The 21,964-nt window shown below is 57.9% G+C and carries 22 protein-coding genes; 7 read left to right on the top strand and 15 right to left on the bottom strand.

Annotated elements, in window-relative coordinates; translation table 11 throughout:
* The first annotated feature begins 66 nt into the window (after positions 1 to 66).
* On the top strand, positions 67 to 540 hold the full coding sequence (locus CR254_RS06825; protein WP_097929103.1) for a DUF2244 domain-containing protein: 474 nt from the start codon (positions 67 to 69) through the stop codon (positions 538 to 540).
* Positions 530 to 1,663, top strand: coding sequence for an MFS transporter (locus tag CR254_RS06820; RefSeq protein WP_180955914.1), 1,134 nt, complete (start codon positions 530 to 532; stop codon positions 1,661 to 1,663). Before CR254_RS06825 ends, CR254_RS06820 begins: the two co-directional genes overlap by 11 nt.
* Here CR254_RS06820 and CR254_RS06815 read toward each other — a convergent pair.
* Entirely contained in the window at positions 1,660 to 2,115 is a 456-nt protein-coding gene (locus CR254_RS06815; protein WP_097929101.1) for a GatB/YqeY domain-containing protein, read from the bottom strand. The genes CR254_RS06820 and CR254_RS06815 overlap by 4 nt on opposite strands.
* A gap of 194 nt (positions 2,116 to 2,309) precedes the next feature.
* Between CR254_RS06815 and carA the strand changes: the two genes are divergently transcribed.
* Together carA and CR254_RS06805 are read left to right on the top strand one after the other, a co-directional pair.
* Positions 2,310 to 3,464: a glutamine-hydrolyzing carbamoyl-phosphate synthase small subunit gene (carA, locus tag CR254_RS06810; protein WP_097929100.1), complete on the top strand. Its 1,155-nt coding sequence runs from the start codon at positions 2,310 to 2,312 to the stop codon at positions 3,462 to 3,464.
* A 76-nt stretch (positions 3,465 to 3,540) separates the two neighbouring features.
* A complete protein-coding gene (locus CR254_RS06805; RefSeq protein ID WP_097929099.1) occupies positions 3,541 to 5,424 on the top strand; it encodes a glycosyltransferase in 1,884 nt (627 codons plus the stop codon).
* Positions 5,425 to 5,452: 28 nt separating this feature from the next.
* On the opposite strand, the gene CR254_RS06800 is transcribed toward CR254_RS06805, so the two are convergent.
* The 8 genes from CR254_RS06800 to CR254_RS06765 all read right to left on the bottom strand — a co-directional run bounded on the left by CR254_RS06800 (position 5,453) and on the right by CR254_RS06765 (position 10,853).
* A complete protein-coding gene (locus CR254_RS06800) occupies positions 5,453 to 5,980 on the bottom strand; it encodes a holin family protein (protein WP_097929098.1) in 528 nt (175 codons plus the stop codon).
* Entirely contained in the window at positions 5,971 to 6,585 is a 615-nt protein-coding gene (locus CR254_RS06795; protein WP_097929097.1) for a holin-associated N-acetylmuramidase, read from the bottom strand. The genes CR254_RS06800 and CR254_RS06795 overlap by 10 nt, the downstream gene beginning before the upstream one ends.
* 73 nt (positions 6,586 to 6,658) lie before the next feature.
* Positions 6,659 to 7,078, bottom strand: a complete 420-nt coding sequence (locus CR254_RS06790) for a cytochrome c maturation protein CcmE (RefSeq protein ID WP_097929096.1) — start codon at positions 7,076 to 7,078, stop codon at positions 6,659 to 6,661.
* Positions 7,079 to 7,080: 2 nt separating this feature from the next.
* The gene (argC, locus tag CR254_RS06785) at positions 7,081 to 8,106 is read right to left on the bottom strand and encodes an N-acetyl-gamma-glutamyl-phosphate reductase (RefSeq protein WP_097929095.1); all 1,026 of its coding nucleotides are present in this window, start codon (positions 8,104 to 8,106) and stop codon (positions 7,081 to 7,083) included.
* A 54-nt stretch (positions 8,107 to 8,160) separates the two neighbouring features.
* Complete coding sequence (locus tag CR254_RS06780) at positions 8,161 to 9,036, bottom strand: lysophospholipid acyltransferase family protein (RefSeq protein WP_097929094.1); 876 nt, start codon at positions 9,034 to 9,036, stop codon at positions 8,161 to 8,163.
* 227 nt (positions 9,037 to 9,263) lie between these two features.
* Positions 9,264 to 9,782, bottom strand: a complete 519-nt coding sequence (gene rpsI, locus CR254_RS06775) for a 30S ribosomal protein S9 (protein WP_097929093.1) — start codon at positions 9,780 to 9,782, stop codon at positions 9,264 to 9,266.
* A 2-nt stretch (positions 9,783 to 9,784) separates the two neighbouring features.
* Positions 9,785 to 10,249, bottom strand: a complete 465-nt coding sequence (gene rplM, locus CR254_RS06770) for a 50S ribosomal protein L13 (RefSeq protein WP_097929092.1) — start codon at positions 10,247 to 10,249, stop codon at positions 9,785 to 9,787.
* Between the two features lie 184 nt (positions 10,250 to 10,433).
* Positions 10,434 to 10,853 carry a PaaI family thioesterase gene (locus CR254_RS06765; protein ID WP_097929091.1) on the bottom strand — a complete coding sequence of 140 codons (420 nt, stop codon included), beginning with the start codon at positions 10,851 to 10,853 and terminating at the stop codon, positions 10,434 to 10,436.
* A 51-nt stretch (positions 10,854 to 10,904) separates the two neighbouring features.
* On the opposite strand from CR254_RS06765, the gene CR254_RS06760 reads away from it, so the two are divergent.
* Positions 10,905 to 11,717, top strand: coding sequence for an enoyl-CoA hydratase (locus tag CR254_RS06760; protein ID WP_097929090.1), 813 nt, complete (start codon positions 10,905 to 10,907; stop codon positions 11,715 to 11,717).
* Here the strand turns inward: CR254_RS06760 and ctaA are convergent.
* The 4 genes from ctaA to CR254_RS06740 form a co-directional block, all read right to left on the bottom strand.
* Positions 11,714 to 12,847, bottom strand: a complete 1,134-nt coding sequence (ctaA, locus tag CR254_RS06755) for a heme A synthase (RefSeq protein ID WP_097929089.1) — start codon at positions 12,845 to 12,847, stop codon at positions 11,714 to 11,716. The genes CR254_RS06760 and ctaA overlap by 4 nt on opposite strands.
* 235 nt (positions 12,848 to 13,082) lie before the next feature.
* Complete coding sequence (locus CR254_RS06750; protein ID WP_097929088.1) at positions 13,083 to 13,814, bottom strand: proteasome-type protease; 732 nt, start codon at positions 13,812 to 13,814, stop codon at positions 13,083 to 13,085.
* Positions 13,815 to 13,873: 59 nt separating this feature from the next.
* The gene (locus tag CR254_RS06745; RefSeq protein WP_097929087.1) at positions 13,874 to 14,854 is read right to left on the bottom strand and encodes an alpha-E domain-containing protein; all 981 of its coding nucleotides are present in this window, start codon (positions 14,852 to 14,854) and stop codon (positions 13,874 to 13,876) included.
* A 10-nt stretch (positions 14,855 to 14,864) separates the two neighbouring features.
* Positions 14,865 to 16,268, bottom strand: a complete 1,404-nt coding sequence (locus CR254_RS06740; protein ID WP_097929086.1) for a circularly permuted type 2 ATP-grasp protein — start codon at positions 16,266 to 16,268, stop codon at positions 14,865 to 14,867.
* A gap of 125 nt (positions 16,269 to 16,393) precedes the next feature.
* Here CR254_RS06740 and CR254_RS06735 point away from each other — a divergent pair, with 125 nt between their 5' ends.
* Positions 16,394 to 19,681, top strand: coding sequence for a transglutaminase family protein (locus tag CR254_RS06735; RefSeq protein ID WP_097929085.1), 3,288 nt, complete (start codon positions 16,394 to 16,396; stop codon positions 19,679 to 19,681).
* A gap of 143 nt (positions 19,682 to 19,824) precedes the next feature.
* On the opposite strand, the gene CR254_RS06730 is transcribed toward CR254_RS06735, so the two are convergent.
* On the bottom strand, positions 19,825 to 20,277 hold the full coding sequence (locus CR254_RS06730) for a type II toxin-antitoxin system RatA family toxin (protein WP_097929084.1): 453 nt from the start codon (positions 20,275 to 20,277) through the stop codon (positions 19,825 to 19,827).
* A 90-nt stretch (positions 20,278 to 20,367) separates the two neighbouring features.
* On the opposite strand from CR254_RS06730, the gene hpt reads away from it, so the two are divergent.
* Positions 20,368 to 20,913: a hypoxanthine phosphoribosyltransferase gene (gene hpt, locus CR254_RS06725; RefSeq protein WP_180955913.1), complete on the top strand. Its 546-nt coding sequence runs from the start codon at positions 20,368 to 20,370 to the stop codon at positions 20,911 to 20,913.
* A gap of 47 nt (positions 20,914 to 20,960) precedes the next feature.
* Here the strand turns inward: hpt and lipA are convergent, their stop codons facing one another.
* Positions 20,961 to 21,920, bottom strand: a complete 960-nt coding sequence (gene lipA / locus CR254_RS06720; protein WP_097929083.1) for a lipoyl synthase — start codon at positions 21,918 to 21,920, stop codon at positions 20,961 to 20,963.
* Positions 21,921 to 21,964 lie beyond the last annotated feature (44 nt).

Below are 21,964 nucleotides of genomic sequence, written 5' to 3'. Positions count from 1 at the left end.
AATCGAAAGGCCGGGGATAGCTCCCCGGCCTTTTTCGTTGCAGATACCCAATTACAGGAAACGGCCATGGTCCAGCGGCCTGACGATCCCCTACTGTCCATGACCCTATGGCCCCATCAATCCCTAACGCCCAAGGGGTTGGAGTTTATGTCATGGATGATCGGCATTGGCCTGGCGATACCGGCTTTCGCCTTTGTCGGCACAGCAGCGTTCTGGGGGATGCTGCCCTTTGTCATCGGGGCGTTCTTGCTGTTCCGCTTTATGATCCATCGTAATCAGCGCGCACGTCGATTGCATGAGGAACTAAGCATCTGGCCCGACCTGATCACGGTCCGGCGATACGATCCTGATGGTACAATCCACAACTGGCAGGCAAATCCCTATTGGGTTAGCGTCACGCTGCACGACAACGCAAAGATCGGGAATTACCTCACGCTAAAGGGTGCAGGGCGTGAGATCGAGTTGGGTGCATTTCTAACACCGGAGGAGCGCGTGACGCTCGCCCATGATTTACGAAGGGCACTGGCACGTGCAAAATGAACCCACCGGCTTGCGAGCCGCGCTGATCCTGTTTGCCGCGAATGGCGCGCTATTTGGCATCTGGATCGTTCGCGTTCCCGACATCAAACTGGCCCTCGCATTGAGCGAGGCACAACTGGGGCTGGTACTATTAGCTGCGGCAGCCGGAGCTGTGACCACATTCGGGCTAAGCGCACGCGCCGCTGATCGCTGGGGCGCGGGGCGAGTTTCGCTGTTTTTCGCCGTTGCCATGGCGGTCAGCCTGCCGATCCTCTCAATCATGCCGAGCGCAGGCGCATTGGCCGCGCTGCTATTCGTTTTTGGCGCTGCGGGCGGATCGATGGACCTGACCATGAATGCCTACGCGACCGAGGTGGAGCGCCGTGCAAAGCGGTCGCGCATGGCGTTGCTGCATGGCTGCTGGTCGGTAGGCATGGCGTCTAGCGCGGCAATCGCCTTTCTGGGCGCGGCCCGATTACCAGTGCAGGTGCATTTTACCGCTGGGGCCGTGCTGGGCCTTCTGGCCATCGGCATTTCGGGCTGGCTTATCATCTCCCCCGGCCGTCAATCTGGTGGGTCGGGTAAACAATCCGCGCTAATCGCCCTGCCCCGTGGCCCGCAAATTCCCATCGCGATCATCACCGCCATCGCCTTCATGACTGAGGGCGCGGGCATGGAATGGGGCGGCGTTTATATACGTGAGACCTTGGGCGGAACGATCGAGCAAGGCGCACTGGCGCTGTTGGTTCTGTCGAGCAGCGTAATGGCGATTCGGCTGATCGGTGATCCGATTATCGAGCGTATTGGCGCGGGGCGCACGGTTCAGATCTCCGCCGGATTCGTCATCGCGGGAACATTGCTCGCAGGATTATCAGGGAACGCGACGCCCGCATTGATCGGCATGGGCCTGCTAGGCGCGGGATTGGCGTTGATGGCGCCGATCTGCTTTTCACGCGCGGGGCAATTGGCCGAGTCGGGATCAGGTGAGGCCGTAGCAGCGGTATCTATGACCGGCTATGGCGGCATCTTGCTCGGCCCCGTATTGATGGGGCTGAGCGGTGAGGCCTTTGGCCTGGACACCTCCTTTGCCCTATTGGCGGTCGGAGGTGTCGCATTGGCTCTGATGGCGCGGCGGGTGGGTTAACCCAGCCGCTGCTTGATCATTCCGCCAATCTTGCCGAAATCCATCTGGCCTGCATGTGCGGCCTTTAGCTCGCCCATAACCTTACCCATATCGCGGATCGACGAGGCGCCGACCTTTGCCATAGCAACGTCAATCGCGGCGGTGATTTCTTCATCGTTCAGCTTGCGCGGTAGGAATTCCTCGATCACCTCGATCTCGGAACGTTCCTGTTCCGCAAGTTCGAGGCGACCCGCCTCCTCATATGCGGTTACACTGTCATTGCGCTGCTTAACCATCTTGGCCAAGATCGCCAGGATCTCGTCATCCGAAACCCCGTCAGCATTATCACCGGCGCGCGCGGCGATATCCTTGTCCTTGATTGCGGCGTTGACCAGACGTAGCGTGGTTAAACGCAAGCTCTGCTTCGCCTTCATCGCGGCCTTAATTTCGGTATTGAGATGCTCTCTGAGCATTACGGTCCCACCTGTTCAGGCCCACCATCTGCGGACTCCGGGGGACTATAAAGGTGCGGCAATATGGTTTCAACCTTTACCCACGCCGCTAACGCACTGGAAGTAAACGACAATATAACTCAATATGGTCCCTTGACCGCGCGCGCTCAGCGCCGTAGCTTCCGCCAGATTTCATATATGAAAGGTCCGGTCCCATGTCCGCGCACGCGCCCGCAGCCAAACCAACCGCATGTCTCGTTCTCGCAGATGGAACGGTGTTCTATGGGCGAGGTTTCGGCGCTGAGGGGCGCACCGTCGCCGAGCTGTGTTTCAACACGGCAATGACCGGATATCAGGAGGTGATGACCGATCCCTCCTATGCCGATCAGATCGTCACGTTCACCTTTCCCCATATCGGAAATACCGGCGTCACGCCCGAGGATGAGGAGGCAGCTGAGCCTCACGCCAAGGGGATCGTGGTCAAATGGGACCCGACGGAGCCGTCGAACTGGCGCTCCACTGGCACTCTGCCCGCGTGGATGGCCAGCACCGGTCGAATTGGCATTGGCGGCATTGATACACGTCGCCTTACCCGCACCATTCGCCAGCAGGGCATGCCCCATGTTGCGCTGGAATATCGGGCCGATGGCAACTTCGACCTTGAGGCACTGCGCACCGCCGCCCGCGATTTCACCGGCCTGACCGGTGCCGATTTGGCCAAGGACGTAACCACCGCCCAGACCTATCGCTGGCAGGATGGCCGCTGGGAGTGGGGCACAGGCTTCCCTGCTGCACAGGAGGACGGGCCGAAGGTTGTCGCCATTGATTACGGTGCAAAGCGCAACATCCTGCGCAGTCTGGTATCTGCCGGTTGTAATGTGACCGTGCTGCCAGCGAACTCCACATATGATGACATCATGGCGCACCAACCCGATGGGGTCTTCCTGTCCAATGGCCCCGGTGATCCAGAAGCAACCGGCGAATATGCCGTGCCAATGATCCGTGACCTGATGGAAAAATCCGAGATGCCAATCTTCGGTATTTGCCTTGGGCATCAGATGCTTGCGCTCGCTCTGGGGGCTAGCACGGTCAAGATGAACCACGGCCACCACGGCGTGAACCATCCTGTTAAGGAAATCGGCACCGGCAAGGTTGAGATTACCTCGATGAACCACGGCTTTGCTGTTGATGGCGCCACATTCCCCGCGAATGTTGAGGAGACGCATGTCTCCCTGTTTGACGGTACGAATTGTGGTCTGAAGGTTAAGGATCGCCCGATCTTCTCGGTTCAACAGCATCCAGAGGCATCGCCCGGCCCGCAGGATAGCTTCTATCTATTTGAGCGTTTTGCCCAATCAATGCAGGCGTAAGCGCTTCATTTACGAACGGCGTTAACACTCCGTTTACCACATGCACGCCATTCTCTCCTCGTAAGGAGAGTTGGCGATGCGTGAGGGTATGCTGGAATTTGAAGAACATCAGGGGCACGCCGTTCCTGATGTGCCATTCCACGACCTATTGCGTGATGAAATGGCACTGTGCAGCAATGCGCAACTCTCCACCGCGCAGCAGATGGCGGACCTTACCGGCGTAAAACTCGATCAGGTTCTGGTTCAAACGGGTGTCATGACCCAAATCCAACGACGCGACGCCCTATCCCGCCATCATGACATTGCTGGCATTTCACTTGAGTCATCACAGCCCGATGCGACGCTATGTGATGGGCTCGACTACAAACACTGCCTTCATCTGGGCTTCGTGCCGTGGCAACGGTTGGGGCAAACGATAATCCTCGCAATAGATGATACTGACCGGATCGATGCAGTGCTGCAAAGCGCACATGGTATATGGTCAGATTTGCGCGTTGGATTGGTTCTGGCGACGCAGCACGATGTTAGAACTACAATTGAAACCGCGTTCTCAGTCCAAATCGCGCAACAGGCGCTGCGCACCTGTCCTCAGCGTTATAGCTGTCGTAGTTGGGGTCAGGGGCGCGGCTTGTCCATCACAGCGGTGCTTGGCCCTGCGATGTTGATCGCGGCGTTTCTGGCGCCAATTGCCGCACTGACTGTAGTGCTGTCATGGATATTATGCGCGAATACGGCGACGCTAGGACTGCGCCTGACAGCGGTTCTATCAATGCGCTGGCGTCGGGGTTCAAAGCCATTGCAGCAAGATAATGAACCGCAGATCTGGCCGACCATCTCCATCCTGCTACCCGTTTTGCGTGAGGAAGCGGTCATCGGCCAACTCATCCGTGCGATGGAGCGGCTGGATTACCCGCGTGCCGCGCTAGATGTCATGCTGCTGCTTGAGGAAAATGACGACATTACCCGTCGGACCCTCTCAGAAATCACCCTGCCCCCATTTTTGCGGGTGATTGAGGTGCCTGAGGGCGAACTGAAAACCAAGCCAAGAGCGATGAATTATGCGCTGCCGTTTTGCCGCGGTTCCATCATCGGGATTTACGATGCGGAGGATCGACCAGAGCCGGATCAACTGCGCAAGGTTGCCGCCCGCCTGAATTCAACAAGCTGGCATGTTGGGTGCGTGCAGGCGCGATTGGATTTCTACAATCCGGATCAAAACTGGTTAACGCGCTGTTTCACACTGGAATATGCGACATGGTTTCGTGTGCTGCTGCATGGCATTCAGGTTTTACGATTACCGCTACCGCTGGGCGGTACATCGGTGTTTTTCAGGCGACCTGTGCTAGAGGAAATCGGTGCGTGGGATGCCCATAACGTAACCGAGGATGCGGAACTGGGCATGCGCCTAGCCCGATACGGTTTCCACTGTGAAATGATAGCGTCCACGACATTCGAGGAAGCCAACTCCCACTACCGAAACTGGATTGGTCAGCGTTCCCGATGGCTTAAGGGGTACTGCATGACATGGGCTGCACATATGCGCAGCCCTGTATCACTGCTCCGCGATCTGGGAGTTGGCAGTTTTCTGGGCTTTCAGGTGCTGTTTCTGGGCGCAATTACCGCCTATCTGGCAATTCCGCTATTTTGGTTGATGACGGGAATGGCAGTGGTCGGCACCGCGCCGCAGCTACTGAACGGTGTGCCCGGTTGGATGTGGACAGCGTTATGGATCAGCCTGCCGATGGGCCAGATTGTCATGCTTGCCGCTGTCGCACTCGCAATGCGCGATCGCAACGATATGCGGCGCGTGTTGTGGGCTTTTACCCTACCCGCATATTGGCCGCTAGGCGCCTTGGCCGCGTGGCGGGCCGTGATTGAGCTGTTTGTAGCGCCGTTTCACTGGCACAAAACCCAGCACGGCCTATCTGATATTTCGGATGAGAATAATCCCGCCGCATAATACGCGGCGAGATGCCAATTTCAGCGAATTAATCGCGCGTGGCCTGCCACTGAGCGATAACTGGATTTGGCTCTGTGGCAATAGCAGGCTGCGCCACCGTGTTTTCTAGCGCCCGAACAGTCGTAGCAACCCGCGCGACATCCTGTGTTGTTGGCACATTTCGGGTCCGCACATGATGCAATTCACGTGCGCCAAAATAAAATGAAACGACAGCGCCCATGAGCCACCACAAGGGCTCCGGTATCAGCGAAAGCCCCTGCATACGAACGGAAAACCCGATCGGATCCTGCATCGCGTAGGCAAATAAACCCATTGTTGCCAGCGCCATAGCGGGGCGTGGCAACCGATTGATCCCGTCAATAATTGCATCAAACCACGACCTGTTCGTCTGGGCAAATTCCGCACCAAATTGGTCGAGCGCCTTGATCTGCTCCACATGTTCAGCGGCGGCCTGCTTGGTTTGGTTAACCGTAAAAATCTCCACCACGCCGCCAATTGCCTCTCCTACAGTACGGGCAGCGGTGCTGATGCTTGGGATTGCTGCGATCACGCCCATGATGCGGTCCTTTCACGATGTTGCTGTAGCGTAAGGTGCCAATTAGCGGAGATGAATTCCTCGGCACGCAGGATCCAGCCCCCCTTTCCACCATCCTGACGGCGGGCAAATCGGCGGCTTGAGGGGCGGCGGTCAGCCAGATCGTAATACCAATCCCGCCGCTCCACTCCGTAGGCATCAACCAGCAGATCAATTCCGACCCGCTCCGCGATACGATGTGCAGTTGCCGCAGTAATCGGGCCAATTGCACCATCCACGGCGATTTCAGCCCCGAACTTTACCAGCACGGATTGCAGCAACAAAATCGCACGGCCGCCAGCATTCACATACATATCGAAAACAGGTGCTTGCAGGGCATCTGGCAGACGTCGCAGGCCGGGCTTATCGAAATACTCGACCCGAAAAATGCGCGCGGCATCAGTGGGGCGCAAAACCTTCACATCCTCGACCGTGACCTGCCCATCGGCATTCATGTCGAGGCCAAGGCTGCGCATGGTGCCAAGCGTCACGCCCAGATTGGTAGGGCCGCCCGGATCGGCGGGGTCGTTCACGAACCCGCCCTCACGCGCGATGATGCCCGCGATCATCTCATCAATTCTATCCATCAAAAATGCCCTTCAATGACCTTAATTAAAGGTGAAGAGCATAGCTGATACCGATTGAAAGACCGTTAACGCCTCAATTGGTCAGTTCGATGCCACGATCCTCGAACGCATCGGTCAGTTCCTTGGGGCGATATTCCTCGTCATGCTTGGCCAAAACCTCATCCGCGATGAAGATTTCGCCCTGCATATGACCGGTAACGATCGTATCCGCACCCTCGGCAAACAGGTCGGGCACGATACCGGTAAAACGCACGCGGATATCGGTTTGGGTGTCGGTCACGACAAATTCGTGGGTTTCGCCACGCACCCAATCCTCAACCAAGCCGCCAAGGCGAATCGTGCGATCGCCGGGAGGGTTCTCCGCGATTTCGGATGGCAGCCGGAAAAACTGACCGCCCTGCCCGATCCCGACAATAATCAGCCCTGACGCCGCAACCAACAGCGCCAAACCAAAGACGATCAGCGTCACGCGCCGTTTTTTACGTGGCGACATGCTCATGGGAACATTGGCGCCAGCATCAGCCCCGCCGTTTCATCAAGGCCCAGCATCAAGTTCGCATTCTGAATCGCCTGCCCCGATGATCCCTTTGCAAGGTTATCAAGCGCAGCAAAGACCCGAACACGACCTGCCCGACGGTCAGCAACAACACCAACATGCACGAAATTCGAACCGCGAACATGCCGTGTTGCTGGTGCCTCGCCCTGTGGCAGAACCACGCAGAAGGGCTCATCAGCATAGCGCGCAGCCAGCGCTGCATGGATCGCATCAGCATCGCCGCGCACATGGGCCGTGCACAAAATACCACGATTGGCGGGCATCAGATGCGGGGTGAATGTCACCTCAACCTTTTGGCCCGCAGCCTTGGAAAATTCCTGATCGAATTCAGAGGTGTGGCGATGCACGGGCAAGCCGTATGGGTGCGTTCCCTCGCTAACCTCGGAATGCAGCATCCCCTCCTTGGCCGCGCGGCCGGCACCGGACACACCGCAGAACATGTCGAGGATAATCTCATCCGGATCAATCACACCGGCGCTGAGCAACGGCAAAATCGCAAACATACCAGTCGCCGCATTGCAGCCCGTACCGGCAACCAGATGCGCCTGTGCGATCTCATCCCGATAAAACTCGCTGAGGCCATAAACCGCCTTTTCCTGCAAATGCAGGGCGCGATGCGCGTCGCCGTACCATTTTTCATATACACTCGGATCACGCAGCCGGAAACCAGCGGACAGATCGATACATTTCACATGCGGCGGCAATTTCGCCACAACCTCCTGCGAGGTACCATGGGGCAGCGCGGCAAAGGCCAAATCGATACCCGACCAATCGACCTCATCCACCGTGACCAAAGCAGGCAGGTCCAGATGCCGCAGATGTGGGAAAACCTGCGCAATCGTCATGCCGGCCTTACGGTCAGCACACAGCGCACCAATGCGCATGTCAGGATGTGTCGCCAGAATGCGGATCAGTTCCGCACCGGTATAGCCGCTGGCACCAATGATCGCGATGGTCTTGGTCATCTGAGTTCTCCGTATCGTTGACGATGACTTATGCCATCGAACCGTCCGGATCAATCAGCGTGCGTGATGTGCTTCAAACTCGTGACCCAGCGCACCCAGAGGAATTGGTTCTGGCGACAAGGCGTAGGTTTCTGCGCGCAGCCAGTCCATCAATCCACGCGGATCACCGGAATGGGTCGCGATTTGCTGCGGCGTGATCGGCTTGCCAATTGCCACAGGAGCATTGGCGCCGACGCGGGCCTTAAATTCCGAAATCAGCAGTGCCATACGCAAGGTGTAATGCAGGTGCGATGCGAGCTGAAACCTTCGCGAATTCGCCCCGTGGAAATAGATCGGCACAACGGTCGCACCGCTCTTGGCAATCATCTTCGCCGTAAAGGTCCGCCAGCGTGGGTCCAGCGGCACACCGCGCGGACTGGCCGATGTCGAAACAGTGCCGCCGGGGAAAATCCCGATACAGCCACCTGCCCCCAGATAGCTGATCGCCTCTTTGCGGGTTTCCAGGTTGAGGCGCTGCGCCTCCTTCGTCTCGTCAAAACTGATGGGCAGGATCACCCGCTGCAAATCCTCGGCACGTCGAAACACTTGATGCGCTATGATGCGAAAATCCTGACGTGTTTGTTGCAGAACATGGCCCAGCAGCAACCCGTCCAAAATGCCGAACGGATGATTGGACACAACAACTAGCGGGCCGGTTTTCGGGATATCGCTTAGTGAACCCTCGATAATGTCCAACCCGATGCCATAACGCTCAACCATTACAGACCAAAAGTCGCGGCCCGCACTAACATCCGTCTCGTAATTGCGCGCCATATGGATCAAGCGCGGCCGCCCCGTCAGGTTTTCCACCGTCCGGATCAAAGCCTGCCCCGCACGGGAGCTGGCAGAGGACGCGTAGGAAATCTCGCGCGCGACATGTCGGTTCGACATGGGGTTGCTCCGTTGGTGGCCTGCGGAACCAGTGGCCGCAATGTAGCACATGTTTCATGCATAACCCGACCCATGATGGTCATATCTGCATAGCGTGTTCTACGTTACATATCTTTACCAGCGCTAGTAAAATATGCGGGCGGTATGTGCATCCATCGCGATGCGATTAGCCAAAACGAAAAAGGGCCGCCAAATGGCAGCCCCTTTCCACAATATATGTAAGCAGATTAACGCTTGGAGAACTGGAAGCTCCGGCGCGCTTTCCGGCGACCGTACTTCTTACGCTCAACAACGCGGCTGTCGCGTGTCAGGAAGCCTGCAGCCTTCAGCGCAGGGCGCAGCGAAGGTTCGTACAGGGTCAGTGCCTTGGACACGCCGTGACGTACTGCACCAGCTTGACCGGACAGACCGCCGCCCTTAACCGTTGCCATAACGTCGAATTCGCCTTCAACGCCAGCGATCGAGAATGGCTGGGCCAGCAGCATTTGCAGAACCGGACGCGCGAAGTACTCGTTCATCGGCTTGCCGTTAACGATGACCTTGCCTGTGCCGGGCTTAACCCAGACGCGAGCAATCGCATCTTTACGCTTACCAGTCGCATAGGAACGGCCCAGTGCGTCACGTACAGGCTCAGCCGGGGTAACGGGCTCGGCATATGCCTGCACGTCCGCGTCAGAAGCCACAACCGAGGTATCAGCTGCCACGGCGTCTTTCAGACCGTCGAGCGATTTGATTTCGTCAGACATCTTCATGCGCTCCGCGTGTTTTTCTTGTTCAAGGACTTAACGTCCAGGACTTCGGGGTTCTGTGCCTCATGCGGGTGATCAGCCGTTGTGTAAACACGCAGGTTGGTCATCTGCTGACGCGACAGTGGGCCGCCGGGCAGCATGCGCTGAACAGCTTTGGTCACGACGCGCTCGGGGAAACGACCCTCGAGGATCTGACCTGCCGTGCGGGACTTGATGCCGCCGGGGTGGCCAGTGTGCCAGTAATAGGTTTTGTCAGCGCGCTTGTTACCGGTCAGCTGGATCTTGTCAGCGTTGACGATAATAACGTTGTCGCCCATGTCCATGTGCGGCGTGAAGGACGCCTTGTGCTTGCCGCGCAAGCGCATGGCCACGATCGAGGCGAGGCGGCCCAGAACAACGCCTTCAGCGTCGATCAGGATCCACTTCTTCTCGATATCGGCCGGTTTGGCAGAGTAGGTTTTCATCTCATGCATTCCGTTGTTCGGTATCGAATGGGTACTGCGGGACAGATCGTCCAGCGGATGCAGGGGTTCTATACCTTGCAGCCGCGCAGTCAATCAACATTTACCCGCAATAATTACACAAATTCAATAACTTAAAATAATGGTACTATAATACCCCACAAAATTGGCCTTGGAATCCACCCGCTTAGCGCACCGGCGGGATGGAATAGGTCAGACTGGCCCGCGCAACCGGCGCCTCCATCCCTTCGGAATAGACCAGCACATCCCCCACAGCCAGCACGCGCCCCAATTTGTGCAGCACCACCTCACCAATCAAATCACCGGGGGCAGGTTTGCGCATGAAATCAATCGAACAATTGGTGGTCACGGTTAGCGCCTGCTTTCCAATCATACCCAGCACCGCGACGTAAAACGCGCAATCCGCCAGCGTGAACATTGCGGGCCCCGACACCGTGCCACCGGGACGCAAGTCGGCGTCACTGATACGCAGGCGAACCCGCGCGCGCATCGAGGACAGCTCCTCAACCACAAACCGGTCCTGCATTTGCGGGAACACTTCGCCGAGGTAATCCTCAACCTCCGCCGCGCTCATCTTGGGTTCCATTGCATAACTCTCCTGCTACTCTGACCGGCAGACTGGCAAAGGAGAACCGGTATGTCGATCCAACAGGCAGCAGATGATACAATTCTGATCCGCGAGGATACGGACGGGATTGCCACCCTGACACTGAACCATCCGGCAAAACTGAACCCTCTATCCGAGGAGATGTTGGCCGCATTGCAGGCGCAACTGGATGGAATTGCAGGCGATCCCCGTGTACGGGCCGTGATCCTGCGCGGTGCGGGCAAAGCATTCTGCGCGGGTCATGACCTGCGCCAAATGACTGCCGCTCGGCAGAACCCGGATAGCGGCGCGGCCTATTTCCGCGAGCTGTTCGGCACTTGTACCCGCGTCATGACCAGCATTCGCAACCTGCCACAGCCCGTAATCGCACAGGTTCACGGCATCGCCACGGCCGCGGGGTGCCAGTTGGTTGCGACTTGCGATATGGCGGTTGCCGCCGATGATACCCGCTTTGGCGTGAATGGCGTGAATATCGGCCTATTCTGCTCCACCCCGATGGTTGCGCTCAGCCGGAATATCGGGCGCAAGCAAGCGTTTGAGATGTTGACCACCGGTGCCTTCATCGACGCCAATCGTGCGTGCGAGGTTGGCCTGATCAATCGCAGCGCGCCACAGGACCGGCTACAGGCGGAAACAATTGCGCTGGCCCAAACCGTCGCGGCCAAACTTTCCTCAGCCGTGCGGATCGGGAAGCGCGCCTTTTATCAACAAATGGAAATGGGACTGGACGACGCCTACGCCTATACGGGTGAGGTGATGGCCCTGAACATGGCTGATGCCGATACCGAGGAAGGCATCGCTGCCTTCCTCGAAAAACGCGATGCGCGGTGGGAAAACCCCTAACCGCGCACGCTCTGCGATGGCGGGTACGCGGCTGCAAACCGCGCCCGCAGCAGGGAAACCCACAGGCCAACTGCCAGCAATTGATGGGCAATCGCGAAGTACCACGGCGCGCCATACATCACCGTAATAATGCCCAGCACGACCTGTAGGACCAACAGCGCCCCCAGCCAGTTGAACGCCATGCGAACCCGCATCAGCGACGATTTGCGCGCGCGCAGCCAGACAAACAGGCCGAATGCCGCAACGATATAGGCTAAGATGCGGTGGTTAAATTGCACCAACCCCGGATTTTGCAGGAAATTCGTCCATAAGGGCGACAGCACAAATGCATCCGGTGGGAAAAACTGCCCCGCCATCATCGGCCAATCAGTATAGCTGCGCCCCGCATCAATACCTGCGACCAGCGCCCCCATCAAGATTTGCCCGAACAGCAGCACGATGAAGATTCCGCTCAACCCGACCAGGCTTTGCACCCGCTGACGACGTGCTTGCAGCATATCCGCCTCGCGCCGTGACAGGCGCAGCATGTACCACGCGATTAGGCCCAGAATGATAAAGGCCAACCCGAGATGCGTTGCCAGCCGATAGCTGGCAACGTCCAGCATGGTTCCTTGCAAACCGCTCGACACCATCCACCAGCCAATGAAGCCCTGCAAACCACCCAGCGCCCCAACGCCCAGCAATCGTGGGGTCCAGCCGCGTGGAATCTTGCGACGCGCCAAAAACCAAACAAAGCCAAGCGCCCAGACCAGCCCGATCACACGGCCTAGCTGACGATGACCCCATTCCCACCAGTAAATAGCTTTGAATTCGCCCAGACTCATGCCGCGATTTTGCAGCTGATATTCAGGAATGGTCCGATATTTATCGAATTCCGAGGCCCACGCTTCCGCCGACATGGGGGGCAAGGCGCCCAGCAATGGCTTCCACTCGGTGATCGACAGGCCGCTATCGGTCAAACGGGTTAACCCGCCAACGACGATCATCACTAAAACGAGGGTGAACAGCACACCCAGCCAACGCGCAATGCCACGGCGCGCCGACATATCATCAACACGGCGTGGCGCGGGCGGTGGGGATGCCGCGGTGCCTGTGCCTACATCTTCAAAGATTGACCGGGAATTTGCCATCTCACATCCTGTCTCAATTTCGCGTCAGGACTTAACGCCCCGCCCTGCGCGTCACAAGAGGATGCGGAGTCGCAGCATTGCACCCAGCGATACAGGCCCCATCCGATACATGCATCCTGTGTCAGAAACATTAACACCGAATGCCCGCCAGACAAATGGCACTGCAATTGATCACTACATAGCAAAACGCCAGCACCGATAGTTTCGGCACTGGCGTGAGGCGAATTAGCCTGACTTAAACGTCGATCAGGGTCATTTGCTCGAATGCGCCACGCAGGGCGGCGGACCATTCCTCGGACATCTGGGCCCACATCTCATCGCCCTCCTCAATCCGGCGCAACTGGTCGAAGCCGATCACGTCCTTCTTCATCACCGCCAGATCCAGCGGCATACCGACGCTGAGGTTCGAGCGTAGCGTCGAATCCATCGACAGGAACGCGGCGGTGATGCCGACATTCAGTGGCGTTTGGTCATCAATCACACGGTCCAGAATCGGCTTGCCGTATTTATGCTCACCAATCTGGAAATAGGGTGTGTCCTCGGTCGCTTCGATAAAGTTACCGGCGGAATAGACGTGGAACAGACGCATTTCACCGCCTGCACGCTGCCCAGCAACAACGATGGAGCTCAGCGCGCTCTCACCCGCCTGCGACAGGCCCGGCCCATAGCGATTCATCACGATCCGCATCGCGTCACCAACGATTTCAGCCACACGGAACAGTGTCGGCGCTGTGTACAGCGTTTCGATCCCGTCTTCGGAATGCTCGATATTCTCATTAAGCAGCGAGATTACGGCCTGCGTAATGGCGAGGTTACCAGCGGTCATCATCGTGATGACGCGATCACCCGGTATGGTCCAGGTGAACATCTTTTTATATTTGGAGATAGTATCGATACCCGCATTTGTGCGGGTATCAGACAGGCACACAATGCCGTTTTTCAATTTCAATGCGACGCAATACGTCATAGCGGTATCCCTCAACTGCAAGGTTTACCAATTGTGCGGTCCGCGTTGAAAATCAAGCACTATTGCGACTGCGACTGTTCCTCCGCAGCGACAGGACCGTTAAAGCCATAGGCCTCTGCTAATACACCGCCCAGAATATTCACCTCTAGGATCTGGTTTGTTAGCCATTCGTGCAATCCGTGGGCGATAATCTGCTCCACGCTCAACGATTCTAGCCGTGTCAGCATATCGCGCGCCTGTTGACCAACCATCCGCTGCATCGGGGTTTCACCGCCAATACTCTCAAGGTTTTCAACAATCGTGCGGATCGAGGCGGCAACACTGCGCGGACTGGTCCGATTTAGAATCAGGAAGTGTACAACCGCCTGCGGTGTCACCGTCTCACGATAGGTCCAGCGGAAGGCCCGCAGCGAGTTGGTCGCCCGCAGCAACTGCACCCATTGCATGTGATCCAAACCACCACCGACATCCTGCGTGCTGGGCAACAGAACGTGGTATTTCACGTCGAGCAAGCGTGCAGTCGCATCTGCCCGCTCCATCGCGGCACCTAGCGTGATGAAGCAATAACCTTCATCGCGCAGCATTGATGCCTCAACCGCGCCCTGAAACAGGAAACCGCAGCTTTTCACCCAGTCCAGAAATCCGGCCAGACGCCCGCCCACAATATCGTGGTGCGTGCGTTGCCGCATCTCGGCCCAGTTCGAATTGACGACATCCCACACCTCGGTCGTGACCGCGATCCGCATGGCACGGGCGTTTTCACGGGCCGATTTTATGCAACACATGATCGACGAGGGGTTTTCCGCGTCAAAGATCAGGTGCTCGGCAACACTTTCCATATCCGCGTTCTTGATATCACCCGGATAAGTTTCGTGGCTGCCGCTGGCGATCAGGATCGATTCCCATTCCGAGGCACGCCCCTCATCGGAATTCGGGATATTGTCCATCCGACGCCCTGCATCCAGCAGGCGCGCGATGTTCGATGCCCGCTCAACATAGCGGGACATCCAGAAAAGTCCGTTGGCGGTGCGGCTCAGCATGTTGTGACCCTCATTTGTTCAGAACCCACGTATCCTTAACGCCGCCCCCCTGCGAGGAGTTCACAACCAGCGAACCTTCCTTCAGGGCAACACGGGTCAAACCGCCGGGGATTAGCTTCGTCTCACGCCCCGAAATCACAAAGGGTCGCAGATCGACATGGCGCGACACCAGCCCATCGTCGCCCAAGGTCGGCGCCGTGCTCAACGCCAAGGTCGGCTGCGCGATAAAGCCTGCCGGATTCGCCTCAATACGCTTGGCATATTCGGCGATCTCCTCCTTGGTCGATTTCGGACCAATCAGCATGCCGTAACCGCCGGAGCCGTGGACCTCCTTCACGACCAGATCGTGCAGGTTTTCCATGACATATTTACACTCATCCGCCTTGCCACACCGCCATGTCGGCACGTTTGGCAGGATCGGCTCCTCGCCAAGATAGAATTTCACCATCTCGGGCACGTAGATATAGATCGCCTTATCATCGGCCACACCGGCACCGGGTGCGTTCACGATGGTCACGCCACCATTCTTATACGCCTCCATAATGCCCGGAACACCCAGCATAGAGTCGGGCCGGAAGCATTTGGGATCCAAGAAGGAATCATCGATGCGGCGGTACAGAACATCAATCCGCTGCGCGCCCTGCGTTGTGCGCATAAAGACGCGGTTATCCTCAACAAACAGGTCCGGCCCTTCGACCAGTTCCACGCCCATCAGATCGGCAAGGAAAGTGTGCTCGTAATAGGCGGAGTTAAAGTGACCGGGCGTCAGCAGACCCAATGTCGGCTCACCCTCACACATCGGTGGGGCAACGCTGGCCATCGCCTCGGCCAGCATGTCGCCGTAATGATCCACGGGGCGAACTATGCCCGTGCGGAACAGTTCGGGGAACATGCGCGACATCACTTCACGGTTTTCCAGAACGTAGGAAATACCGGATGGGGTGCGGCAATTATCCTCCAGAACGTAATTCTCGCCCTCGGATACCTGCACCAGATCGACGCCGCAAATGTGGGAATAGATGCCACCGGGGGGGATGAACCCCTCCATTACCGGCTCATATGCCTCATTCCCGTCGATCAATTCAGCCGGTACAATTCCCGCCTTAACGATCGCGCGTTCTGAATAGATATCGGTTAGAAAAGCATTCAGCGCACGCGCCCGCTGGATTGATCCAGCCTCGATCCGATCCCATTCAGTCGCACTAAATATGCGAGGGACCATGTCGAACGGGATTAACCGTTCTGGATCTCCGCCTTCGCCGTAAACGGCGAAGGTGATGCCGACCCTGCGGAAGAGTGCTTCCGCTTCGGCTCGTTTTTCGTTCAGGGCGTCAGGACCATTGGCATTTAGCCAGTCCTGAATCATCCGGTACTCGGGACGAACTTCGTCCCCGCGATACATTTCGTTGAACATTTCGCCTTTCCGGTGGAAATTTCCGTCCGTTATGTCAGCTTCTATCTAACACTCTGACTTTTTTTCGACACTTGCCAAGGGTGGGTGACACTTTTTTTGGCATCAACGTCCGTAATGGAGACTTCATGAGCATCAAGATCGCACTGACCCACCGGACCAGCTACCGATACGATCGGCTAATCCAGCTCAATCCGCATGTCGTGCGCCTGCGTCCGGCCCCACACGCCCGCACGCCGGTCCTGTCCTACTCGCTCAAGGTGACGCCCGAGGATCACTTCCTCAACTGGCAGCAGGATGCGTTTTCCAACTGGCAGGCTCGCCTGGTATTTCCCGAAAAAACGAATGAATTCAGCGTCGAAGTGCAGTTGATCGCCGATATGATCGCGGTGAACCCCTTCGATTTCTTTGTTGAGGATTCAGCGGCCGAGATGCCCTTCCAGTACTCCCCGACCCTGCGCAAGGAGCTGTCGATTTTCCGCCGTCAGCCGCGCCAGACCAAGACATTCCACCGCTATATGGACGCCGCGCCACAGCCGCTGGGATCGACAAATGACTGGCTGGTGGCGATCAATCAGTACGTTCAGCAGACCATAAACTACACCGTGCGGATGGAGCCGGGCGTGCAAACGCCAAAGGAGACAATTGTTAAGGCATTGGGTTCCTGCCGCGATTCGGCATGGCTGTTGGTGAACATGTTGCGCGAATTTGGCTATGCCGCGCGCTTCGTCAGCGGCTATCTGGTGCAATTGCGCGCCGATATCCGCTCAACCAACGGCGCAGATGGCCCCGAGGAAGACTTCACCGACCTGCACGCATGGTGCGAGGTTTACCTGCCCGGCGCGGGTTGGGTTGGCCTCGACCCGACATCGGGCCTGTTTGCGGGTGAGGGGCACATCCCCCTCGCCTGTACGCCACTGCCCTCCTCCGCCGCGCCGATCTCCGGTTCGATGGAACAGGCCGAGGTGGAATTCGACTTCGACATGCGCGTTGACCGGATCGAGGAACCACCACGGGTCACAGCCCCGATCACCGATTCCAGCTGGGCCGCGCTGGACCGTACAGGCCGGATGATCGACCAGAAGCTTGAGGAAGGCGACGTTCGCCTGACTATGGGCGGTGAGCCGACCTTCGTCTCCGCCTATGATCGTGACGCAAAGGAATGGACCGTCGATGCCGTCGGCCCGACCAAGCGTGAAAAGGCGGACGAGCTGATCCGCCGCCTGCGCACCCGCTTCGCCCCCGGTGGCATGCTGCATTACGGTCAGGGTAAATGGTACCCGGGTGAGCAACTGCCCCGCTGGGCGTTCTCCCTCTATTGGCGCGGCGATGGCCTGCCCCTGTGGAAAAACCCCGATCTCGTCGCACGTGAGGGGGCGCAGGGCGCCGGTATCGAAGATGCCGAAAGCTTCATGAACCATCTCTGCGATGCGCTGGAGGTAGAGCGTGGCCTAGCCGCCCCGACATTCGAGGACCCCGCCGCATTTGCCCTGCGCGAACAGGAACTGCCCTCAAATGTTGAGCCGGAGGATTCCAAGCTGGACGATCCGCAGGAGCGCGCCCGCCTGACCCGCGTATTCGAGCGTGGACTGGGCAACGCCACTGCATTCGTGCTGCCGCTGCAACTCGCCCAATCGGGGGATAAGCGCAGGTTCCGCTGGCGGTCCGAGAAATGGAAAACCCGTCGCGGCAAACTGTTCCTGATGCCCGGCGATAGCCCCGCTGGCTTCCGCCTGCCGCTCGGTTCGTTGGAGCATGTGCCTGAGGCAAAGCGCATCCACCAGTTCCAGCGTGACCCGATGGTCAAACCGGAACCCTTGCCACAGGTTGAGGGCGGTCGCGTGGTTTCCGAACCCACCGATACCCCGTCCGATGATTGGATGGCCGCCCACACCGTGTTCCTGAATGGCGAGGAGCCGGTTCGCACCGCCCTGACCGTGGAGCCCCGCGATGGCCGCGTTTGCGTCTTCCTGCCACCAACCGGCACGGTCGAGGAATATATCGACCTTATCACCGCCGTTGAGGAAACCGCCGAGGCCCTGCAACAACCCGTACATGTTGAGGGGTACGAGCCGCCCCGCGATCCGCGTATGAACATGATCGGCGTCACCCCTGACCCCGGCGTGATCGAGGTGAATATCCACCCTGCGAAAAACTGGGACCAACTGGCCCAAGTGACCGAGGTTCTGTACGAGGAGGCCCGCGAAATCGGCCTCGACAGCTTTACATTCCAGGTCGACGGACGGCCTACCGGTTCGGGCGGCGGCAACCATATCGTTGTTGGCGGCGAAACTCCGTCGGACAGTCCGTTCCTGCGGCGGCCCGATCTGCTCGGCTCGATCATCCGCTATTGGCAGAATCACCCATCGCTCAGCTACCTGTTCTCGGGCATGTTTATCGGCCCAACCTCGCAGGCGCCGCGCATGGATGAGGCACGCCATGACAGCCTGTACGAGATGCAAATCGCGTTGAAGGAGGTCGAGCGTCTGGGCGGTGAACCGCCACTCTGGTTGGTGGACCGAATCTTCCGCCACCTGCTGACCGATCTGACCGGCAACACCCATCGGGCCGAGATTTGTATCGACAAGCTCTTCTCCCCCGACGGTCCAACCGGCCGTTTGGGATTGGTCGAATTCCGCGGATTCGAAATGCCCCCGCATCCCCGCATGGGCATGGCGCAGGCGCTGATCATCCGCGGCCTGATCGCATGGTTCTGGAAGGAGCCATATAAGGGAGAGCTAAAACCACGCGGCACGCACCTGCACGACACCTACCTGCTGCCCGCCCATTGCTGGGCTGATTTTCAGGACGTGCTTAGCGATCTCAGCGCCGCGCATGGCACCCCGTTCGAGGAAGAATGGTTCGCAGCCCAACGCGATTTCCGTTTCCCGATTCTGGGCACGCAACAGGTGCAAGGCGTCGATCTGGAACTGCGCTCCGCAATTGAGCCATGGCTGGTTCTGGGCGAGGAAAGCACCGCTGGCGGCACTGCCCGTTTCGTGGACAGCTCCGTGGAGCGGCTGCAAATCCAGATGACCAATGCCGATCCACGGTTCAAACTGACCTGCAACGGCTACGCCCTGCCCATGCACGAATTGCGTGGTACTCAGGTGGCGGGCATCCGCTTCCGCTCATGGCAACCGTGGAGCGCACTGCACCCGACCATTCCGGCGCATGGCCCGCTGGTCTTTGACCTATGGGACAGCTTGTCGGGTCGTTCCGTCGGTGGCTGCACCTATCACGTTGACCACCCCGGTGGCCGCGCGCATGAGGTCCGCCCGATCAACGCGCTGGAGGCCGAAGGTCGCCGGATTTCGCGCTTCGAGCGTGGTGGGCATTCGCAACATCTGGAGCACCCGAAGTATCTGGGCGTTCATCCAGACTTCCCGAAGACGCTCGATCTACGTCGGGTGTAAGTGATTCCCCCGCCGGCGGTGCAATGCCTCCGGCGGGGATATTTTGAGAATGCGATGGGCGTTAAGGTTTTGACTGCGGGCGGCCGATTGCCATACCCATAGCAGCCACAGGGCAGCCTATTCGCAGCCAGCGACATTCGGCGTTAATCACTGCCGTACAATTCATCCGCCCGTGCCTCAAACGCACCGACAATTCTGCGCATCGCCTCATTGAAGACCACACCAATGGCGGCTTGCAGGATTCGCGATTTGAATTCGAAATCGACGAAGAATTGGACATTGCATCCGCCCTCCTCACGATCCTCGAACCGCCAATTGTTGATCAGGTATTTGAACGGCCCCTCCAGATATTCGACATCAATTGTCATATCCGTTGGCATCATCGTGACACGACTAAGGAAGCTCTCACGAAACACCTTAAAGCTAACGATCAGGTCCGCATCGATCTGGGTTCCGCCCTCTACCTCACGTTGCTCACGCATACGGCAGGCGGCAATCCATGGGATGAATTTGGGATAAACCTTAATATCGGCAACCAGATCATACATCTGCTGCGCGCTATACGGCATCACTTTCGTCTCGGAATGGGTCGTCATGCTCGGCCCCCTTACGGCTCTTTCAGGCGAGGACTGTTTGCCGTAAACAGGCCGCGCGCACAATATCGGGTTCCACCTGCGGAGATTTTCATGAGCGACCTGCCCCCCTATGCCATCGACGAGTTGATCTCGGCCAAATCCATCGCAGCCAGGGTCGAATCCCTTGCCCGCACCATTTCAGACCATTTTGCGGATACCGACAAGCTGGTTGTGGTCGGCCTACTGCGCGGTTCGTTCATCTTTATCGCGGATCTCGTGCGTGAACTGGACCTGCCGGTCGAGGTCGATTTTATCGAGGCCTCCAGCTATGGTGACGGTGTTGAGTCTAGCCGAGAGGTTCGTATTCTCAAGGATTTACGCTCCGGCATCGAGGGGCGCGACGTTCTCGTCGTCGAGGATATCGTTGATACCGGTTGGACTCTGAATCACGTTCGCGGAATGCTTGAGGCCCGCAACCCTGCCCGTCTGGAGGTCTGTGCATTGCTGGACAAACCATCGCGGCGCGAGGTGGATATCCGCGCAACATGGACCGGTTTCGAGATCCCCGACGAATTCGTCGTCGGCTATGGCATCGATTTTGCACAGCGCAATCGCAACCTGCCGCATATCGGCAAGGTTCGTTTTCTAAACGCCTGATATCAAAATGGTTCCCGTTTTCGGCCGCTACCGAAAACGGGAAATACTCAGACTTGGCCGAGCTTTTTCATACGTGCTGCACGCAGGCGCGCGAAATCGTCACCGGCGTGATAGCTGGATCGGGTCAACGGCGTCGCTGATACCATCAGGAAGCCCTTGCCGAAGGCAGCTTTCTCATAGCCCGCAAATTCCTCAGGCGTCACAAACCGGTCAACGCGGTGATGTTTCGGCGTCGGTTGCAGGTATTGGCCGATGGTCAGGAAATCGATATCGGCGGCGCGCATATCCTCCATCACCTGATGGACGGACTGTTTATCCTCACCCAAACCAACCATGATACCGGATTTGGTGAACATTGTCGGGTCAAGCTCCTTAACCCGCTGAAGCAAACGCAAAGAATGGAAATAACGCGCACCGGGGCGTACCTCGGGGTACAGGCCGGGGACCGTTTCCAGATTATGGTTGAACACATCCGGCTTTGCCTCAACCACGATTTCCAGCGAGCCGGGCTTGGAGCGGATGAAGTCAGGCGTCAGAATTTCAATGGTCGTGCCCGGAGCCTTGCGTCGAACAGCGCGGATGGTTTGGGCGAAATGTTCCGCCCCGCCGTCATCAATGTCATCGCGGTCAACCGAGGTGATGACCACGTGCTTCAGCCCCAGTTTTTCAACAGCGGCGGCAACGCGGCCCGGTTCGAACACATCCAACGCCTCTGGCGGTTTACCGGTGGCGATGTTGCAGAATGTGCAGGCGCGAGTACAAACCTCGCCCATGATCATCATGGTGGCGTGGCCCTGTGACCAGCATTCGCCCACGTTGGGGCAGCCTGCCTCCTCACACACGGTTACCAGCTTGTTTTCGCGCATGATTTTTGCGGTTTCGCGGTATCCGGCGGAATTTGGCGCCTTTACGCGGATCCAGTCCGGTTTACGCGGTTGCGCATTATCAGGGCGGCGCGCCTTTTCAGGGTGCCGTTCAGCCGGAATTTTCAGATCACGTGGTGCCATTTGGGTCTCCTTCGCATGACCGTCATAATCATACACATCGGGGT

Origin of the sequence: Pontivivens marinum (assembly GCF_900231835.1) — a bacterium.
GTDB classification, from domain to species: Bacteria; Pseudomonadota; Alphaproteobacteria; order Rhodobacterales; family Rhodobacteraceae; genus Pontivivens; species Pontivivens marinum.
The sequence above is the reverse complement of the archived record's forward strand: the minus strand, read 5'-3'. Positions and strand labels throughout refer to the sequence as shown.

Excerpts from the sequence above, each read along its gene's own strand:
- carA (WP_097929100.1), top strand. The coding sequence starts at position 2,310 with ATGTCCGCGCACGCGCCCGCAGCCAAACCAACCGCATGTCTCGTTCTC.
- CR254_RS06740 (WP_097929086.1), bottom strand. The coding sequence starts at position 16,268 with ATGTTCAACGAAATGTATCGCGGGGACGAAGTTCGTCCCGAGTACCGG.
- CR254_RS06730 (WP_097929084.1), bottom strand. The coding sequence starts at position 20,277 with ATGACGACCCATTCCGAGACGAAAGTGATGCCGTATAGCGCGCAGCAG.
- CR254_RS06790 (WP_097929096.1), bottom strand. The coding sequence starts at position 7,078 with ATGTCGCCACGTAAAAAACGGCGCGTGACGCTGATCGTCTTTGGTTTG.
- CR254_RS06760 (WP_097929090.1), top strand. The coding sequence starts at position 10,905 with ATGTCGATCCAACAGGCAGCAGATGATACAATTCTGATCCGCGAGGAT.
- rpsI (WP_097929093.1), bottom strand. The coding sequence starts at position 9,782 with ATGTCTGACGAAATCAAATCGCTCGACGGTCTGAAAGACGCCGTGGCA.
- CR254_RS06825 (WP_097929103.1), top strand. The coding sequence starts at position 67 with ATGGTCCAGCGGCCTGACGATCCCCTACTGTCCATGACCCTATGGCCC.
- CR254_RS06750 (WP_097929088.1), bottom strand. The coding sequence starts at position 13,814 with ATGACGTATTGCGTCGCATTGAAATTGAAAAACGGCATTGTGTGCCTG.
- argC (WP_097929095.1), bottom strand. The coding sequence starts at position 8,106 with ATGACCAAGACCATCGCGATCATTGGTGCCAGCGGCTATACCGGTGCG.
- CR254_RS06795 (WP_097929097.1), bottom strand. The coding sequence starts at position 6,585 with ATGGATAGAATTGATGAGATGATCGCGGGCATCATCGCGCGTGAGGGC.
- CR254_RS06780 (WP_097929094.1), bottom strand. The coding sequence starts at position 9,036 with ATGTCGAACCGACATGTCGCGCGCGAGATTTCCTACGCGTCCTCTGCC.
- CR254_RS06815 (WP_097929101.1), bottom strand. The coding sequence starts at position 2,115 with ATGCTCAGAGAGCATCTCAATACCGAAATTAAGGCCGCGATGAAGGCG.
- CR254_RS06745 (WP_097929087.1), bottom strand. The coding sequence starts at position 14,854 with ATGCTGAGCCGCACCGCCAACGGACTTTTCTGGATGTCCCGCTATGTT.
- lipA (WP_097929083.1), bottom strand. The coding sequence starts at position 21,920 with ATGGCACCACGTGATCTGAAAATTCCGGCTGAACGGCACCCTGAAAAG.
- rplM (WP_097929092.1), bottom strand. The coding sequence starts at position 10,249 with ATGAAAACCTACTCTGCCAAACCGGCCGATATCGAGAAGAAGTGGATC.
- ctaA (WP_097929089.1), bottom strand. The coding sequence starts at position 12,847 with ATGGCAAATTCCCGGTCAATCTTTGAAGATGTAGGCACAGGCACCGCG.
- CR254_RS06805 (WP_097929099.1), top strand. The coding sequence starts at position 3,541 with ATGCGTGAGGGTATGCTGGAATTTGAAGAACATCAGGGGCACGCCGTT.
- hpt (WP_180955913.1), top strand. The coding sequence starts at position 20,368 with ATGAGCGACCTGCCCCCCTATGCCATCGACGAGTTGATCTCGGCCAAA.
- CR254_RS06765 (WP_097929091.1), bottom strand. The coding sequence starts at position 10,853 with ATGGAACCCAAGATGAGCGCGGCGGAGGTTGAGGATTACCTCGGCGAA.
- CR254_RS06735 (WP_097929085.1), top strand. The coding sequence starts at position 16,394 with ATGAGCATCAAGATCGCACTGACCCACCGGACCAGCTACCGATACGAT.
- CR254_RS06800 (WP_097929098.1), bottom strand. The coding sequence starts at position 5,980 with ATGGGCGTGATCGCAGCAATCCCAAGCATCAGCACCGCTGCCCGTACT.